Raw genomic sequence first — 16226 nt, 5'->3', positions numbered from 1 at the left:
TACACATATTTCCTTACCATTCTTTTCTCACCTCAAAAGGATCTAGGTAAGTTATCTCCTTGATTTCCTCTTGCTCAGGCAAGAATGCGCCATGTTTACGGATTGCATTCAGCAAATCTCGGCTGGCATTACGTTCCAAGTGAGCCATCACGCATTGCTCGTGGCTTGGGGTGTTCACCTCGTAAGTCATCTTATGGTTTAGCCAAATACAACGCTTGCATTGATAGGCATCACAACGACGACATAGCGGAGCATGGTCGAGTTTATACAACTGTGGATTTTTGATGTCCAATCCATGCTTCACATCTCCAATGGAAGTATGCAACGCCCCCATTCCATCATCTTCATCTGTAAGATAGAAAGCTGGACAAACATAGAACTTACCATCAGGAGCCAAGGTGATACTCGTATCACCTGCACCACAGTTATTCATCTTGTCGAGCATCATGCGGTCGGTCAAGAGATTCAACTGAACAACCTTGCCTGCGACATACAGTTTCTCCACTTCTTCTAAAAGCATTCTAAGCACTTCCGAATAACATTCGAAATCAGCATCCTTGAAAGTTTCAACATCAGTAATCACCACATTCAATCGCTCCACCTTATTTAACAAAGCACTAACATTAGCTATTTTTTCGAATAGTTCATGCTTAGAGAGCCTCAGTACGTATGATACACCCTGCTTAAAATCATTGTCATTTGCACTAGGAACTTGATTGATGCCATCAATCACCACCACATCAGCCTCATCCCCAAGGCTAGCAGGCTTGATGTCCGTATGGTCGATACAATCTATCACCTCCAAGTAATCCTTTGGCAAAGAATAGCTGGGATAAACGAACTGAATGTTCAGATTCTCCTTCATCGCATAGACGATGCCAGCTTTCAAGGTTTCAAACGGCATCAGATTCCGTTCTTTCTTATCATCTTGATAATGGCAGAAAGAAACAGATGTATCATCCAGTAATATCACGAGATATTGTATCATTCTGCACCTCCTTCCTTTTCGAGTTTACGATAGAGTTTATTCCAATAATAGTTGTTGGCACGCACACGAGCCTTGTGCATCTTGCAAATGGCGGTGGCTCGCTGATAGATGGTAGGCGTGTCGGCAGCATCATAGTTTTCACCTTGGCACCAAGCACAGCCCTCTGCCACCTCACAGTCGATGCACTCTTGGGTAGATTGCGTACATCTATCCAAGGTCAAGAAAGGACGAAGCTTATTCTTGTCGATTCCATCATGGATGTTTCCGATAATCCAAGCCTTCTTGCTACGAAGTGAATATTGGGCAAATCGAGTACAAGGATAGAAGTTGCCTTCTGCATCCACAGCAAGCATCATGCCTGCACCACACCAATTTTGATTTTGCAGTTGACAATCCATCGGTTTGCCCATGTGCTCTGAGAAGAACGAGCAAGCATAGTCTTGATAATAGCCACCATCAATGATGGCATCCGCAAGACTGGTTAGCTGTTCCTCGAAGAGTGCATCATCCCCATCTTTCCAAACTTCCTCAAACACACAGTTGATGTTCACCTCGTGGATGCCAAGACTATAGAGATGCAGCACGCTCTCCTTGATATAAGGAATGTCAGCACTACTAATCGTCACCTTCGTACCTGCCCCAGGGAATTGCTCCAACCACAAAGGAATGTTTTTCACCACATCCTCGTATGAGCCTTTCTCATCCTCAGGCTTTGGCTGGATACCTTGCTCCATCTCCTTGGTTTTCCAAATACGGTTGAGGTCGTGCTTGCGCTTGGTTCCATCAATGGTAATACCAATACTCAGATGTTCTCGATTCTTCTTGATAAAGTTCTGCACTTTCTCCGAGCCATAGTTGATGCCATTAGTGGAGAAGGAAAAGCGATAGGAATTGAACCAATGGTGGTTTCTACGGTACATCTCCACTTTGAGATAATCGCATATCTTATCTATCAAATCTATCTCCAAGAAAGGCTCACCGCCGATAAAGTCCCAAATGACACTTTCCTCTTTCATATCATCCTCATGATCGAGGATATAGTCTATAGCAGCCTTAGCTACCTCCCAGGTCATTCGCTCTTTCGAGTTCTTACCTACGAGGTAGCAGTATTTGCAAGCGAGTTGGCAGTCCTTGGTGACAATGAAGGTGATATTCTTGGCCATGCCATCTTGCCAAGCTTCAGCATTTTTCTTTATGCTAGCCATTAATGAACCCTTCCTGTACAATTTGTACGACAAGTTTTAGAGCAAGCATATTGGCAAGCATTAGAGCACTTACCAGAGCACCCAGAGCCACAACTCCCCTTACATTGACCAGCACAACTGCTATTACCACAAGAGCCTGTGCATATGCCAGAACATCCTCCACCACATCCAGAAGAAGAATGTGATTTTGCTGAACTTATGCAAGTTGACTTACAAGTACTAACACAAGCTGCTTGACAACTCGTTTTGCAACTTGCAGGAATCGAAGTAGTGGCCACCCCTCGACATTCGTTCATACAATGAGAAGTGCAAGAACCTCCACATCCTCCACCACCTGAGGAAGAGCCACCACCATCCTCCTCGTCATCATACAATCCATCATCAGAAGAACTACATGAAGAAAACAGTCCTGTTGGCAAAGCCAAAACTCCGAGGATTGGCAATGAGGTCTTAATTGCCTTTTTGAAAAATTCTCTACGAGAATGAATATTCTGTTCCATATATTTCTATTTAATACTCCATACCATAACATCCACCACTACAAGTTCCGGTACAAGATTCACGACAATTTCCACGACAAGTATATTTACAAGTTCCTTTACAGCTACTTGAACAATACTGATAACATGTAGTATAACAATTTTCCAAGCAACTACCAGAACAGCCGTATCGACATCCCATCGGTGCTTTCTCGGCCTTCACAAGGTTAGGAATACCTGATAAAACAATTGCACCTAAAACTGGCAACACACCTTTAGCCGCATTCTTGAAGAAATCTCTACGAGATTGAAGCTCTTCCTTTTTCTTCTTATTTGCCATAACAAAATAGATTATGCCTTGTAGAACTTCCCGAGATTAGGCGATTTATAAATAGTTCTTAGCTATAAGATACTAAAAAAGACGTGGGAGTCTCTACTTCTCGCTTATCCCAGTCTCAGGCTCTCGCATTGCCCATCATCGAGGATAAGCAACACAGATAGCCCACGTCATGACGCATTATAGTATACCACGTATGACCATACTATTGTAATTAAACAACAATATGTTCAGATACGACAGGATATAATACACCCTTCGTGGACGTTCTCGTTGCCATATCTCTTCCGATGATTGTCAAATTTGCGAGATTTGAGATCTGAAGATTTACGTTCCGTAAACGTCCTTTACCAGTAAATAACCCACTCACCCATACAAACGGGCTAACTGAGTCGGTTGCAAAAATAAGAAATAATCTCGAAACCTCCAAACTTTTATTGAAAAAAGTGAAGAGAAAGATTGCTTTTTCGATATAAAATCGTATCTTTGCACTTTGAACAGCTAAAATCAGTAGCATTATGAAGCAACTCAACAAGAAATATAACGATGAAGACAACATGCTCGTCAACGACTTGCGTTCCATCGTCAGCAAGGCTCGCAGCAAAGCATTTGCTGCCGTCAATTATTCTCTGGTGGAAAGAAACTGGAGAATAGGACAACGTATTGTGGAACAGGAACAGAACGGAGCATCACGTGCAGAATACGGAAAGCATGTGATAGAAATCGCTTCGGCTGCTCTTACGGAGGAATTCGGTAAAGGATTCTCATATACAAATATTGCCAATTACAAAAGGTTTTATCTGACATTCAACGACTTACAAATTCTTCAGACAGTGTCTGAAGAATTTAAAAAGCAAAAACATCAGACACTGTCTGATGAATCTTCTTTGCTTCCCCAAAAAGGTCAGACAGCGCCTGCCCAATCCGAGTTACGCCTTCTTCCTTGGTCTCATTACGAGCGTCTAATACGAGTAGAAGATAAGAAGGCACGTGAATGGTATGCAAAGGAGGCATTCGAACAAGGTTGGAGTTACCGAACCCTCAACCGCAATATCAACACATTATATTATGAACGTCTTCTTATGTCAACGAAGAAGCAGCCTGTTGTTAAGGAGATGCAAGACAAGACAAAGGCTTATCAGCAAGACAAACTCGAATACATCAAATCACCAGTTGTCTTGGAATTCCTTGGATTACCAGAAGACTCATCCCTTGCAGAATCAAAACTGGAGACAGCCATCATCAACAACCTAGAGAAATTCTTGATGGAAATGGGAAAAGGGTATGCGCTCGTGGCTCGCCAGCAACATATTCGAACTGAGGAAAATGACTACTATATCGACTTGGTGTTTTACAATTACCTCATCAAATCATTTATTTTGGTCGATTTGAAGGTAAATCGCATCACTTACCAGGATGTAGGACAAATGGATATGTACCTCCAAATGTACGATAAGATGAAAAAAGGACCAGACGACAACCCAACCATCGGCATCATCCTTTGTACCGAAACAGATTCGGATGTGGCACGATACTCTACCCTCGCCAAAAACGACCAGATGTTCGCAGCTAAATACAAGTTATACCTGCCAGACAAGGAAGACTTGAGAAGAGAAATCGAACGACAGAAGGAACTGTATCTAATGGCTCACTCTGAAGAAAACGATAAAGAGTAATTCTTCTGGCAGTATCAGAATAATTAGAAGGAACCATTACAAAAAGGTCAGGCGCTGCCTGACCTTTTTAAATCTCATTTTCCGTATAACTATCCATTTATCTATAAAATCATTACTTTTTCTTGCATAAAGTTTGCAATTTCCGATATTTATGCTTACCTTTGCCGTTGTTAAGAGGGAACTCGTAACACATTACAAAATATCTTATCATAAAAATAAGAAAGGAAATAGCGAATGGAACTGAAAGAGACTTTCCAAAAAGTGAAGGCAGCTAGCAAAACACTTGGTTTGCTAACTGATGAACAACGTAATGAAATTCTGCAGGCGGTGGCGGATGCTATCATCGCAGAGACTCCTGCGCTCCTTGCAGCTAACGCAGAAGACCTGGCGAAAATGGACAAGGCGAACCCGCTCTACGACCGATTGCAACTCACAGAGCAGCGACTCCAGGATATTGCTTCGGATATGAGACACGTAAGTACCCTGCCCGCACCGCTCGGAAGAGTTCTCAAAGACAAAACACTCGAAAATGGTTTGCACCTGCAGCGAGTTGCCGTTCCTTTCGGAGTTATCGGTATGATTTATGAAGCCCGTCCTAATGTGACTTACGATGTTTTCTCACTCTGTTTCAAGAGTGGAAATGCTTGCGTACTGAAAGGTGGAAGGGATGCAAACGCCTCAAACTCAGCGGGTGTCGAACTTATCCACAGAGTGTTGATAACTTTTGGTATTGACCCGAATGTAGTCACGCTCCTTCCTGCTACCCATGAAGCTACCGGCGAAATGCTGAATGCCGTGGGCTATATTGACCTCTGTATTCCTCGTGGAGGAAAGAAGCTTATCAACTTCGTCCGTGATACTGCCAAAGTTCCTGTTATCGAGACAGGAGCCGGCGTGGTACATTGTTACTTCGACAAGGATGGCGACCTGGAGATGGGCAAGCGCATCATCACCAATGCCAAATGCAGAAGAGTGAGCGTATGCAATGCACTCGACTGTCTGCTGATTCACGAAAGCAGATTAAGCGACCTCCCTGCCCTCTGCGAGGCTCTCGCCGAGAAGCAAACCAAGATTCATGCTGATGCCAAGGCTTACGAAGCCTTAAAGGGACACTATCCTGATACCTTATTATATAAGGCAGAAGAAAGCGAAGCGAAGATGAAAGAAACAGATACTAACGTGAAGAGCATCTGGAACACCGAATGGCTCAGCATGCAGATGGGTATCAAGACCGTAGCTTCGGAAGATGAGGCACTCGAACACATCGCTACCTACGGCAGTGGTCACAGCGAGAGCATCGTTTCCAACAATGAAACTGCCCAGAAGAAATTCCAGGCGATGGTAGATGCAGCCTGCGTTTATGTGAATGCTCCAACCAGTTTCACCGATGGCGCACAGTTCGGATTGGGCGCAGAAATTGGTATCAGTACCCAGAAGCTTGGAGCCCGCGGACCAATGGCACTAGAAGAAATTACTACCTACAAGTGGCTGATTACAGGAAATGGACAAACAAGGAAGTGAAGAACGAAAAGTGAAGAGTAAAGAATTCAATAGCTTTATATCAGAAATAACAAACAAAAAAACGAAATAACAATGAAGACATTCTTTAATGTTGAAGACCTTGGCGACCTGAAAGCAGCGCTCACCGAGGCACAGGAAGTGAAAGCAAACCGTTTCGGTTATCAGGAGTTGGGCAAGAACAAAACCTTGCTGATGATATTCTTCAATAACAGCCTCCGTACCCGACTGAGTACACAGAAGGCTGCGATGAACCTGGGCATGAATGTTATCGTACTCGATGTGAATGCCGGTGCATGGAAACTGGAGACAGAGCGTGGCGTCATCATGGATGGCGACAAGAGCGAGCACCTGCTGGAGGCTATCCCAGTGATGGGTAGCTTCTGCGATTTGATCGGTGTGCGCAGCTTTGCCGGTTTGAAAGATCGTGACTACGATTATGCCGAGACCATCGTGAACCAGTTTGTAAAGTACAGCGGTCGCCCTGTCTTCGCCATGGAGACAGCCACCGTTCACCCACTCCAGGCATTCGCCGACCTCATCACCATTGAGGAGCATAAGAAGGTGGCTCGTCCTAAGGTAGTCCTGACCTGGGCTCCTCACTGCCGTGCCCTGCCTCAGGCTGTTCCGAACTCATTCGCCCAGTGGATGAACGCAGCCGATGTTGATTTCGTGGTTACTCACCCTGAGGGCTATGAGCTGGACCCTAAGTTTGTGGGCAATGCCAAGGTGGAATACGACCAGAAGAAGGCTCTGGAAGGTGCAGACTTCGTTTACGCCAAGAACTGGAGCTGTCCGGGCGTGAAAGACCCAGCACAGTATGGCGAAATCCTGAGCAAGGATATGAGCTGGACCATCGACGAGGAGCACATGAGCTGGACCAACGATGGTTGCTTCATGCACTGTCTGCCAGTACGCCGTGGACTGATTGTTACCGATGATGTCATCGAGAGCAAGAACAGTCTGGTGATTCCAGAAGCAGCCAACCGTGAGATTTCAGCCGAGGTTGTCATCAAGCGCATGCTCGAATCACTCTAAAGCAGGAAATAAGAAAAAGATAGGGGGAAGTAAAGAAAAACAAACCTTTATTTCCCTCTTTTCCGTTCTACCCAACCTGTTCCTATCCCCATTTCTCGGTATTTTCATCTTTTCATCCTGTCTATATTCTTATATCTCATATATTATCCGTACCTTTGCCGGCGAAAAAAGAAAAACAAGATGGACAAATACATAATACTATCACCAGAAGCTAAGGGGACGTTCAACGACCGCTTGAATTTTCTGTATCTGAAACTAGGTAACTATCTCGACACCGAGAAACTGGGAAATCGTACTTTGCAATATTGTAAAGTATTCCTCAGCGACGCCCAGAACCAGATAAGAGAGTTTGAGGAATCACTCCTTTATCAGGAGTTTCTTAAGGATACCCATCTTACGGTTGTGGAGCAACCTCCGCTCAACGGGAGCAAGATTTCACTTCTTATCAAGACCACAGACGATAAGACCCCTATCCTGTTCCATAGTCTTCGCCTCACTGAGGAAGAAGCGAAGGGAAAGGATTCATACGAACAGACCCGAATGCTATTCGACAAATACCTGCAACTTATCGCCGGTACAGATATGACGATGGAGCGCAACCTGGTAAGAACATGGATATACGTAACTCATATCGATGTAAACTATCAGGGAGTAGTAGAAGCGCGCAATGATGTTTTCGACCAGCAAGGTCTGACGGCAGAAAACCATTATATAGCCAGTACGGGCATCGGCGGAGCAACATCCGTACGTCATGCATCTGTAGCTATCGACTTTCTGACCGTTCCCGGCATCAGGGAAGAAGACAAGCAATATCTTCAGGCACTCAACCATCTGAATCCTACTCACGAATACGGAGTAGCCTTTGAACGGGGAACCAGCCTTTCTCTGCCCCAGAAGAAACAATACTTCATATCAGGAACAGCCAGTATAGACAAACATGGAGCGGTTGTATACGAAGGTGATATTGTAAGACAAACTGGCAGATTGCTCGAGAACATCGGTGCTTTATTGAAGGATGGCGATGCTATGATGAACGATATCCAATACTTTATCATCTACCTGCGCGACATCTCAGACTATTATACCGTAGAGCAACTGATGAATCAGTTTTATCCTCAGATACCGCATATCACCGTAGAGGCAAGAGTATGCAGACCAGGCTGGCTGATAGAAATGGAATGCATTGCAGAAAAACAAGAACAGAAATAAATGCTGATAAATGCAGGAATTTACAGCCAAAAGCTCTTCACTCTTCACCTTATGCCCTGAAACGCCCATAAACAGGGCGTTTCAAGGGGTGAAGAGCTATCAGCGACTCTTCACCCACTCTTCACCACTCTTCACCTAGGCACTAGGCATCGAGGCGTAAGAAGAAACGCAAATCCGCCGAAACAAAGAGGCGAAGAAAGGTGAAGAGTGGTGAAGAGTAGGTGAAGAGTGCCCGAATACTCTTCACCGCCCGGAATGTCGATAAACACAGGGGATTCCGAGCGAAAGGTGAAGAGTGAAGAGTATTTCTTCGTAAGCTTCGCATAAAAACGAAACAAAGGCATTGGGGATGGCTGTTCTAGGCGAACAGTCCACTAGCGGCTATAGCGCCAGTAGGCTGTCTGTGGTTTGCCTGTTAACTGTCTGTCGTAAACAGCTTATGAATTACCAATTAGGAATCTGATTAAAACAGGCAGACAATAACAGTTTCCAACATCATCAAACAGAAAAAGTATTACCTTGCCGCTATTGAGCAGCAAGGTAATTACGTACAGGATTGGCATACATCTCGAGAATTCTCTCTCTCAAGTAAGCTTCATCCTTGTTTGGAAGGTCAATTTTCGCAAGCTGACCAGCCATATATTTTTCAAACTTTGCCTTATCTTCGGCTGTATATTCAGCCTGATGAGCAGTTGAGTTTTCAAGCAAATCAAGAGCCACATAGTTGCCCGGATAGAGACGGTAGTTCTTGAATATCTGCTCATCCATGTAGGCGGCTACCTTATTATATATATCCTGCTTAGGCATATCAGGATCAAGACTGTCCAGATAATCATCAAGACATGGGGCTGCATGGTAATGAACATGACCCTTATAACCGAAGATACCGGTCTGCATGCTTACCAGGTCATCCATTGGTCCCTTCTTCCAGTCGGCATTATCGCGCTTCTGCTGGAACTCCTGTGCCTTCAGGAAATCGCATGGATCATATTCGTAACTGATAGAGAGCGGTACGAGATGGAGTTGTTTCAGGCGGTCGATAATGCTGCCCTCACCGCCCATCGACATCATCTGCAGAATACTCTTCTGGGTGCGGTCATTACTGTCCTTGGCTCTACCCTCGCGCTGGGCTATCCAGATGTTCTCGTTCTTCTCCTTGATGGCGAAATGCATATAGTCGGAGAGGCGCTTGCTCGACATCAGCATCTGTCGCATACTCAGGGCACGCTCTACGATAAACGCCTTGTTGACTCGTACCAGGTCCTTGACCCAAGGAAGAGAAAGGAGATTATCACCGATGGCTATCTCGCAAGTGGTCTTAAACCCGTTATCGATAAGAAGGACATCGAGAATGGCTGAATCGAGCACGATATCACGGTGATTACTGATGAAAGTATAATTACGGGTATTATCGAGCGATGAGCAATCCATCTCGCAGCCTGTTGCTGCCTTCTTCAGAATGCCATGAACAAAATCGTAAGCAAAAGCCAGCTGGAAATCCAGATTGGTCTTACATGCCTTCAACTTCTGGGCAATCATCTCGAAAGGTACTTGTGGATAGAGATAGGCAAGCACTTGTTTAAACTGATCGTTTGAAAGCAAACGGTCGAATACCTCTGGGAGATCTTCAGGCTCCCAAGGACGGATGGTATCAAATTCTTGAGGGATATTCATAATATATACCTATTAATATATATGGCTCTGCGAAAAAGTCGCAGAACCATATATGAGTTTGTTATTCTAGAACTGATTCTCCACAATTTCGCTGAGCACATCCTTGATATCAAGACCTGCTGCACAAACCTGCTGAGGAATGAAACTGGTAACGGTCATACCTGGAGTGGTATTGATCTCCAGCATGTTCACCTTGTCTTTACCATCCTTATCCTTAGAGATGATATAGTCGATACGGATGATACCGTTGGCATGAAGAATGTCGTAGATGCGTGATGTGGTCTTGGCTACCTCTTCTGCAGTCTCAGGAGAGAGACGGGCTGGAGTGATTTCCTGTACCTGACCGTTATACTTGGCATCGTAATCGAAGAACTCGTTGGTGGTAACCACCTCTGTAGCCGGCAGTACAACGCTCTTCTCGGCTGTCTTGTAGATACCCTGTGAAATCTCTGTTCCATCAAGGAAGCCCTCAATCATTACCTCATTGCTCTCCATGAAAGCCACACGGAGGGCTGGAGCCAGCTGGTCAGCATTCTTCACCTTGCTCACACCAAAGCTACTTCCGTCAGCAGCAGGCTTTACGAAACAAGGCATACCGATACGCTTGGCAATCTCTTCTTCATCATAAGCTTCACCGCGACGGAGCAAGATACTGTCTGCTACGTTTATACCGAAACCGCGCAGATAATTATTGAGCACATACTTATCAAAAGTCATTGCCTCTACCAGAACACCGCTTGTAGAGTATGGCAGATGGATGAGGTCGAAATAACCCTGCATCACACCATTCTCACCAGGCTGTCCGTGGATGGTGATATAAGCATAATCGAAATAGACATGCTTGCCGTTCATAACGAAAGAAAAATCGTTCTTGTCAATCTCGATAGTCTCACCATTATCCAAAGCAACATGCCAGTCGGTGCCCTTCACATCGACGAGATAAATATTGTAGCGCTCTTTATCAAAGAAAGAGTACAACCCCTGTCCTGAGCGCAATGATACATCGTGCTCAGAAGAATCACCACCACATACGATGGCTATCGTTCTCTTGCTATTTTCCATAATTACTAAATATTTTTGAATGTATCTTGTGTGGTGCCAGCGATGAAGCCGCGCCACTTTTCTATTAATTGTCTAAAATCATTTGGCCACTCACTGTCAAAATCCATCTGCTGCTTGGTTGTAGGATGCACGAAGCCGAGTGTCTTGGCATGGAGAGCCTGACGCGGACAGAGTTTGAAGCAGTTCTGGATAAATGCCTTGTAGCTGCTACTACGCTGACCTCTAAGAATCTCTGTTCCGCCATACGTTTCGTCCATAAAGAGCGGATGACCGATATGCTTCATGTGAGCACGAATCTGATGGGTACGGCCTGTTTCAAGCACACACTGCACCAAGGTGGTATAACCGAAACGCTCCAACACCTTGTAATGCGTAACCGCCGTCTTGCCTATTCCGCTGTCCGGATCGAAGACCTTCATACGGAGGCGGTTCTTCGGATCACGGCCGATATTGCCTTCTATCCGACCTTCATCTTCTACAATATTGCCCCAAACGAGCGCATTGTAACTGCGATGGGTAGTCTTGTTGAAGAACTGCTTACCCAGTGCGGTCTTTGCCGTAGGAGTTTTTGCCACAACGAGCAGTCCGCTGGTATCTTTATCGATGCGATGCACCAAGCCCACTTCCGGATCATTGGCATCAAACTCAGGCATATCCCTTAAATGCCAGGCTACCGCCTGAATCAAGGTTCCATGAAAGTTGCCCGCACCCGGATGCACCACCATACCTGCTGCCTTGTTGACCACCATCAGCTGATCGTCTTCATAAACCACATTGATAGCGATTTCTTCAGGTTTGATACTCGTTTCATGACGAGGACGGTCGAGCATCAGAGTAACCAGATCATTAGGGCGCACCTTATAGTTGCTCTTTACCGGTTTACCATTGACATGGATGAATCCGGCATCAGCAGCCTGCTGAATGCGGTTACGGCTCTGATAGGCCATCTTATCAGCCAGGTACTTATCGATGCGGACCGGATCCTGGTTGGCATCCACCTGAACCTTCCAGTGCTCATAGAGTTCATCTCCTCCTCCACCAGAAGCAGCGGTTCCTTCCTCCATCTGGAGTTCATCATCCAGTTCGTCCATATCTCCTGCATCATCAAACCCGAAGTCATCCTCTACAGGAGCATATACCTTATTATATATATAATCTAAAAATATCATTCGTATTACTATTGAATTCTTCACTTTTCATTTCTCCTACTCCACCACTTCCTTCTGGTGGTGCTCATGCGAAGGAGCAGGCTCTGTGGCTTCCGTACCAGGAACCACCTCGAAGTTGTCTTCATGAGTTTCTCCGCTCATGTCACCTTCGCCTTCCATCACATCTTCTTCGCCGTGATAAACCGGATCTACCACATCGATAGAATCATCAACGCTCCGTTTACCATTGCCAACCTGTATGACAAGCACATCATCGATAGAAACCTTATCACCAGCTACAACATGCTTACCCTTAACGAGGATACCATAAACCCAATCCTCTTCGCCAGGAATATATTCAGGTGTACCCAGTTTGAATCCCATAGCAGTAAGTTTAGCCATTGCCTCTCGCAACGAACTGTTGTCAATGACATCAGGAATGGTGATACGTGGAGAATGATCTGAATTGATGGTAACATAGATAACATGTCCCGACTTTACCACTTCTCCGAAAACCGGAGTCTGCTCCAGAATGACATCAGGCGGCAAAGAGCGGACATATCCCGTATCCGTTACAACAATTTCCAATCCCGCATCGTCGAGAATATGTGTAGCATCATCGATATTCTTATATCGAATATCCGGCACACGGATGGCCTCACCATGATGGGTATAGATATCGATGCCGTACTTGACACCGACACAGAGCAACACCAGTACCAGAATCATGGCACCGATATTCCCCCAAAGGTACTTACTCTTAAACTTATTTATAAACTCTGATGAAGTCATATATTATTTTTTTGTGCAAAGATACAAGTATTTGGGGGAAGAACAAAATAAAAAGGAAAGTTTTTGCACTCTCACCACCTATTTTATGATATAAAAACAAAACATCTTTGTTCCCAAAAGAGCAATCTCAGAAAAGAAAGGGGCGTTATAAACAACAAAAAGCAGCAAAGAATACCTCCTTGCTGCTTTTAATGTCATCGTCAACAGACGAATCTTTCCTCGGAATTACTTTCCGTGGTGCTCGTCAGATACAGTTAACTTCTTACGGCCATGAGCACGGCGAGAAGCCAATACGCGACGACCATTCTTAGTTGCCATACGCTCACGGAAACCATGCTTGTTTACGCGACGACGATTGTGAGGCTGAAATGTTCTTTTCATTTTTCTTATTTATTTTTTAATTAATATTCTTCACAAAAGTGCAAAACACGCCCTTTTTGGGCTGCAAAATTACGCATATTTTCTGAAATAACCAAGAAAACTACCAAATTTAGCTTAAATATTTATGTTTTTTTCGATATTTCCTTTGATTTTTCATGTTTTTGCCGTAACTTTGCACTCGATTTTGAGATTATTATAATAACATTCAAGATAAACAAGAAATGATTAATTCACAGGAAATTAAGATTGGTACTTGCATCCGCATGGATGGCAAAGTATGGGTTTGCATCGACTTTCAGCACAGAAAGCCAGGTAAAGGTAACACCGTAATGAACACAAAATTGAAGAATGTTGCCGACGGTCGTGTGTTGGAGCGTACATTCCAGGTAGGTTTCAAATTGGAGGATGTTCGCGTTGAGCGCCGTCCTTACCAGTACCTCTACGAGGACGCTACTGGTTGCATCTTCATGAACCAGGAGACTTTCGAGCAGGTGCCTATCGCTAAGGAGAACGTTACTGGTGGCCAGTACATGAAGGAGGGTGACGTTGTTGAGGTTGTTACTGATACAACTGATGGTACTATCCTCTTGGCTGAAATGCCAGTGAAGACTACTTTGAAGATTACTCACTCTGAGCCAGGTGTAAAGGGTAATACTGCTACCAACGCTACAAAGCCAGCTACATTGGAGACTGGTGCTGAGGTTCGTGTTCCTTTGTTCGTCAACGAAGGCGAGACTATCCAGATCGATACCCGTGACGGTAGCTACCTCGGTCGTGTAAGCGAGTAATACATCCTCCAACAGGAAGATTGTGCTCTTATTGAGTAAAACTAACCCTTAATAGTAAGAAGAATGAAATATTCCATCATAGTACCTGTATTTAATCGTCCTGATGAAGTGGACGAACTTTTAGAGAGTCTGACTCATCAATCAGAGAAAGACTTCGAAGTTGTCATCGTTGAGGATGGCTCACAAACTCCCTGCGAGGAGGTGTGCAAGCGATATGAGCACATGATGGATATACATTATTACTATAAGGAGAACTCTGGTCCGGGCCAGAGTCGCAACTATGGTGCCGAGCGCGCCAAGGGTGAGTATCTTCTGATACTCGACAGCGACGTGGTCTTGCCAGAGGGCTATCTGAAGGCTGTAAGTGATGAGTTGAGCCGTGAGCCAGCCGATGCTTTCGGCGGTCCCGACAAGGCGCACTCATCATTTACAGATACTCAGAAAGCCATTTCTTATTCCATGACTTCTTTCTTTACCACCGGTGGCATCCGTGGCGGAAAGAAGAAGATGGATAAGTTCTATCCCCGTTCATTCAACATGGGCATCCGCAGGGATGTTTATCTCAGGTTGAATGGCTTTTCTAACATGCGTTTCGGTGAAGACATTGATTTCTCTATCCGTATCTTCAAGGCAGGCTGCCGTTGCCGTCTGTTCCCTGAAGCATGGGTTTGGCATAAGCGCCGCACCGACTTCCGCAAGTTCTGGCGACAGGTCTACAACAGTGGCATCGCCCGCATCAATCTCTACAAGAAATATCCAGAGAGTCTCAAACTCGTGCATCTCCTTCCTATGGTCTTCACCGTGGGCGTAATAGGCACGCTGCTTCTGCTCTTCTTCGGCTTCCTGCCATACATGCTTGGCACCGTTCACGTATTCCCAACCTTAGGCAATGCGATGGCAGCATTGGGCTGCATCGGTCTCGCCGGCATCATTCTCTATACCATCGCACTGTTTATCGACAGCAGCAGAGAGAATCACAGCGTGAAGATAGGCTTGCTGAGCATTCGCGCTGCCTTCACACAGCTGATGGGTTACGGATGCGGATTTCTTTCTGCATGGTGGAAGAGATGCGTACGGGGACAGAGCGAATTCAGCGCATACAACAAGACTTTCTACAAATAAGACTTCCCCGCCAAAAGAGAAGCCAATCATAATCTACTAATCAGTTATTATTATGGCAGAGAAACTAACCATTGCCAATTGGGCAGAAGAAGACAAGCCTCGCGAGAAACTGGAGCGCTTGGGAGCCTCAGCTTTATCCAATGCCGAGCTCTTAGGTATTCTGATTGGTTCGGGATCTACTGACGAAAGTGCCGTAGACCTGATGAAACGCATTCTGAAGGATTGCGACAACAACCTGAACCAGCTAGGAAAGAAGTCCATCAGAGAACTGACGCAATATAAAGGAATGGGACCCGCCAAAGCCATCACCATCCTTGCTGCCTGCGAACTGGGCAAGCGTCGTGCTCTTGATAAGATTGGCACACGTCCCGACTTAGGCTCATCCCTTGCCATCTACAACTATATGCTTCCAAAGATGCAAGATTTAGATACAGAGGAAGCATGGCTCCTGATGATGAACCAGAACTTCAAGCTCATCAAAGCGAGCTGCATCTCAAAAGGCGGCATTACAGAAACGGCAACCGATATCCGTCTTATCATCAAAGAAGCGGTGCTCAACAACGCTACCATTATCGCCTTCTGCCACAATCATCCCAGCAACAATCCTCAGCCAAGCAAAGCCGATGATGTACTTACCCAGAAGATTGCCAAAGCCTGCGAAATCATGCGCCTCTTCTTTATGGACCATGTCATCATAACCGATGGTGCCTTTTATTCATATCACGATAAAGGTAAATTGTAGTCTATTTGGGGTATATTAGACCTTCTGCAAGAAAAAAACAGCTTTTCTCTTTGTTTTGTCTGCAATA

The 16226-nt window shown here is 45.1% G+C and carries 15 protein-coding genes; 7 read left to right on the top strand and 8 right to left on the bottom strand.

Annotation, left to right across the window (positions count from 1 at the left end; translation table 11 throughout):
• Window positions 1–13 precede the first annotated feature (13 nt).
• The 3 genes from ACWJAO_RS00900 to ACWJAO_RS00890 all read right to left on the bottom strand — a co-directional run bounded on the left by ACWJAO_RS00900 (window position 14) and on the right by ACWJAO_RS00890 (window position 3012).
• A complete protein-coding gene (locus ACWJAO_RS00900) occupies window positions 14–988 on the bottom strand; it encodes a CXXX repeat peptide maturase (protein WP_449138925.1) in 975 nt (324 codons plus the stop codon).
• The gene (locus tag ACWJAO_RS00895) at window positions 985–2193 is read right to left on the bottom strand and encodes a radical SAM peptide maturase, CXXX-repeat target family (RefSeq protein ID WP_449138924.1); all 1209 of its coding nucleotides are present in this window, start codon (window positions 2191–2193) and stop codon (window positions 985–987) included. Before ACWJAO_RS00895 ends, ACWJAO_RS00900 begins: the two co-directional genes overlap by 4 nt.
• A 510-nt stretch (window positions 2194–2703) precedes the next feature.
• Window positions 2704–3012 carry a Cys-Xaa-Xaa-Xaa repeat radical SAM target protein gene (locus ACWJAO_RS00890; RefSeq protein WP_287801980.1) on the bottom strand — a complete coding sequence of 103 codons (309 nt, stop codon included), beginning with the start codon at window positions 3010–3012 and terminating at the stop codon, window positions 2704–2706.
• A 515-nt stretch (window positions 3013–3527) separates the two neighbouring features.
• Between ACWJAO_RS00890 and ACWJAO_RS00885 the strand changes: the two genes are divergently transcribed.
• From ACWJAO_RS00885 to ACWJAO_RS00870, 4 genes are all read left to right on the top strand, one after another.
• Window positions 3528–4685, top strand: coding sequence for a PDDEXK nuclease domain-containing protein (locus ACWJAO_RS00885; RefSeq protein ID WP_449138923.1), 1158 nt, complete (start codon window positions 3528–3530; stop codon window positions 4683–4685).
• A 234-nt stretch (window positions 4686–4919) separates the two neighbouring features.
• On the top strand, window positions 4920–6206 hold the full coding sequence (locus ACWJAO_RS00880) for a glutamate-5-semialdehyde dehydrogenase (protein WP_449138922.1): 1287 nt from the start codon (window positions 4920–4922) through the stop codon (window positions 6204–6206).
• Between the two features lie 72 nt (window positions 6207–6278).
• A complete protein-coding gene (locus ACWJAO_RS00875) occupies window positions 6279–7241 on the top strand; it encodes an acetylornithine carbamoyltransferase (RefSeq protein ID WP_317585186.1) in 963 nt (320 codons plus the stop codon).
• A 180-nt stretch (window positions 7242–7421) separates the two neighbouring features.
• Window positions 7422–8450, top strand: coding sequence for a Rid family hydrolase (locus ACWJAO_RS00870; protein WP_287871468.1), 1029 nt, complete (start codon window positions 7422–7424; stop codon window positions 8448–8450).
• A 525-nt stretch (window positions 8451–8975) separates the two neighbouring features.
• Here the strand turns inward: ACWJAO_RS00870 and ACWJAO_RS00865 are convergent.
• The 5 genes from ACWJAO_RS00865 to rpmH form a co-directional block, all read right to left on the bottom strand.
• Window positions 8976–10124 (bottom strand): 1-acyl-sn-glycerol-3-phosphate acyltransferase, encoded by a 1149-nt coding sequence (locus ACWJAO_RS00865; RefSeq protein WP_287862670.1) that lies wholly within the window; start codon window positions 10122–10124, stop codon window positions 8976–8978.
• A 66-nt stretch (window positions 10125–10190) separates the two neighbouring features.
• A complete protein-coding gene (locus tag ACWJAO_RS00860) occupies window positions 10191–11186 on the bottom strand; it encodes a D-alanine--D-alanine ligase (RefSeq protein ID WP_449138921.1) in 996 nt (331 codons plus the stop codon).
• A 5-nt stretch (window positions 11187–11191) separates the two neighbouring features.
• On the bottom strand, window positions 11192–12250 hold the full coding sequence (locus ACWJAO_RS00855) for an RluA family pseudouridine synthase (RefSeq protein ID WP_449138951.1): 1059 nt from the start codon (window positions 12248–12250) through the stop codon (window positions 11192–11194).
• 141 nt (window positions 12251–12391) lie between these two features.
• Entirely contained in the window at window positions 12392–13126 is a 735-nt protein-coding gene (locus tag ACWJAO_RS00850) for a PASTA domain-containing protein (protein ID WP_006847567.1), read from the bottom strand.
• Between the two features lie 225 nt (window positions 13127–13351).
• Window positions 13352–13507, bottom strand: coding sequence for a 50S ribosomal protein L34 (rpmH, locus tag ACWJAO_RS00845; protein WP_004351099.1), 156 nt, complete (start codon window positions 13505–13507; stop codon window positions 13352–13354).
• A 221-nt stretch (window positions 13508–13728) separates the two neighbouring features.
• On the opposite strand from rpmH, the gene efp reads away from it, so the two are divergent.
• The 3 genes from efp (at window position 13729) to radC (ending at window position 16159) form a co-directional block, all read left to right on the top strand.
• Window positions 13729–14295, top strand: coding sequence for an elongation factor P (gene efp, locus ACWJAO_RS00840; protein ID WP_022121096.1), 567 nt, complete (start codon window positions 13729–13731; stop codon window positions 14293–14295).
• A 63-nt stretch (window positions 14296–14358) separates the two neighbouring features.
• Window positions 14359–15417, top strand: coding sequence for a glycosyltransferase (locus tag ACWJAO_RS00835; protein WP_449138920.1), 1059 nt, complete (start codon window positions 14359–14361; stop codon window positions 15415–15417).
• A 52-nt stretch (window positions 15418–15469) separates the two neighbouring features.
• A complete protein-coding gene (gene radC, locus ACWJAO_RS00830) occupies window positions 15470–16159 on the top strand; it encodes a RadC family protein (protein ID WP_006847571.1) in 690 nt (229 codons plus the stop codon).
• Window positions 16160–16226: the final 67 nt, after the last annotated feature.

Source organism: Segatella sp., assembly GCF_977051555.1.
Note: the sequence above shows the minus strand (reverse complement) of the source record. Positions and strands in the feature narration are given on the sequence as shown.

Excerpts from the sequence above, each read along its gene's own strand:
- ACWJAO_RS00850 (WP_006847567.1), bottom strand. The coding sequence starts at position 13,126 with ATGACTTCATCAGAGTTTATAAATAAGTTTAAGAGTAAGTACCTTTGG.
- ACWJAO_RS00895 (WP_449138924.1), bottom strand. The coding sequence starts at position 2,193 with ATGGCTAGCATAAAGAAAAATGCTGAAGCTTGGCAAGATGGCATGGCC.
- ACWJAO_RS00885 (WP_449138923.1), top strand. The coding sequence starts at position 3,528 with ATGAAGCAACTCAACAAGAAATATAACGATGAAGACAACATGCTCGTC.
- ACWJAO_RS00860 (WP_449138921.1), bottom strand. The coding sequence starts at position 11,186 with ATGGAAAATAGCAAGAGAACGATAGCCATCGTATGTGGTGGTGATTCT.
- radC (WP_006847571.1), top strand. The coding sequence starts at position 15,470 with ATGGCAGAGAAACTAACCATTGCCAATTGGGCAGAAGAAGACAAGCCT.
- efp (WP_022121096.1), top strand. The coding sequence starts at position 13,729 with ATGATTAATTCACAGGAAATTAAGATTGGTACTTGCATCCGCATGGAT.
- rpmH (WP_004351099.1), bottom strand. The coding sequence starts at position 13,507 with ATGAAAAGAACATTTCAGCCTCACAATCGTCGTCGCGTAAACAAGCAT.
- ACWJAO_RS00875 (WP_317585186.1), top strand. The coding sequence starts at position 6,279 with ATGAAGACATTCTTTAATGTTGAAGACCTTGGCGACCTGAAAGCAGCG.
- ACWJAO_RS00855 (WP_449138951.1), bottom strand. The coding sequence starts at position 12,250 with ATGGAGGAAGGAACCGCTGCTTCTGGTGGAGGAGGAGATGAACTCTAT.
- ACWJAO_RS00880 (WP_449138922.1), top strand. The coding sequence starts at position 4,920 with ATGGAACTGAAAGAGACTTTCCAAAAAGTGAAGGCAGCTAGCAAAACA.
- ACWJAO_RS00870 (WP_287871468.1), top strand. The coding sequence starts at position 7,422 with ATGGACAAATACATAATACTATCACCAGAAGCTAAGGGGACGTTCAAC.
- ACWJAO_RS00865 (WP_287862670.1), bottom strand. The coding sequence starts at position 10,124 with ATGAATATCCCTCAAGAATTTGATACCATCCGTCCTTGGGAGCCTGAA.
- ACWJAO_RS00900 (WP_449138925.1), bottom strand. The coding sequence starts at position 988 with ATGATACAATATCTCGTGATATTACTGGATGATACATCTGTTTCTTTC.
- ACWJAO_RS00890 (WP_287801980.1), bottom strand. The coding sequence starts at position 3,012 with ATGGCAAATAAGAAGAAAAAGGAAGAGCTTCAATCTCGTAGAGATTTC.
- ACWJAO_RS00835 (WP_449138920.1), top strand. The coding sequence starts at position 14,359 with ATGAAATATTCCATCATAGTACCTGTATTTAATCGTCCTGATGAAGTG.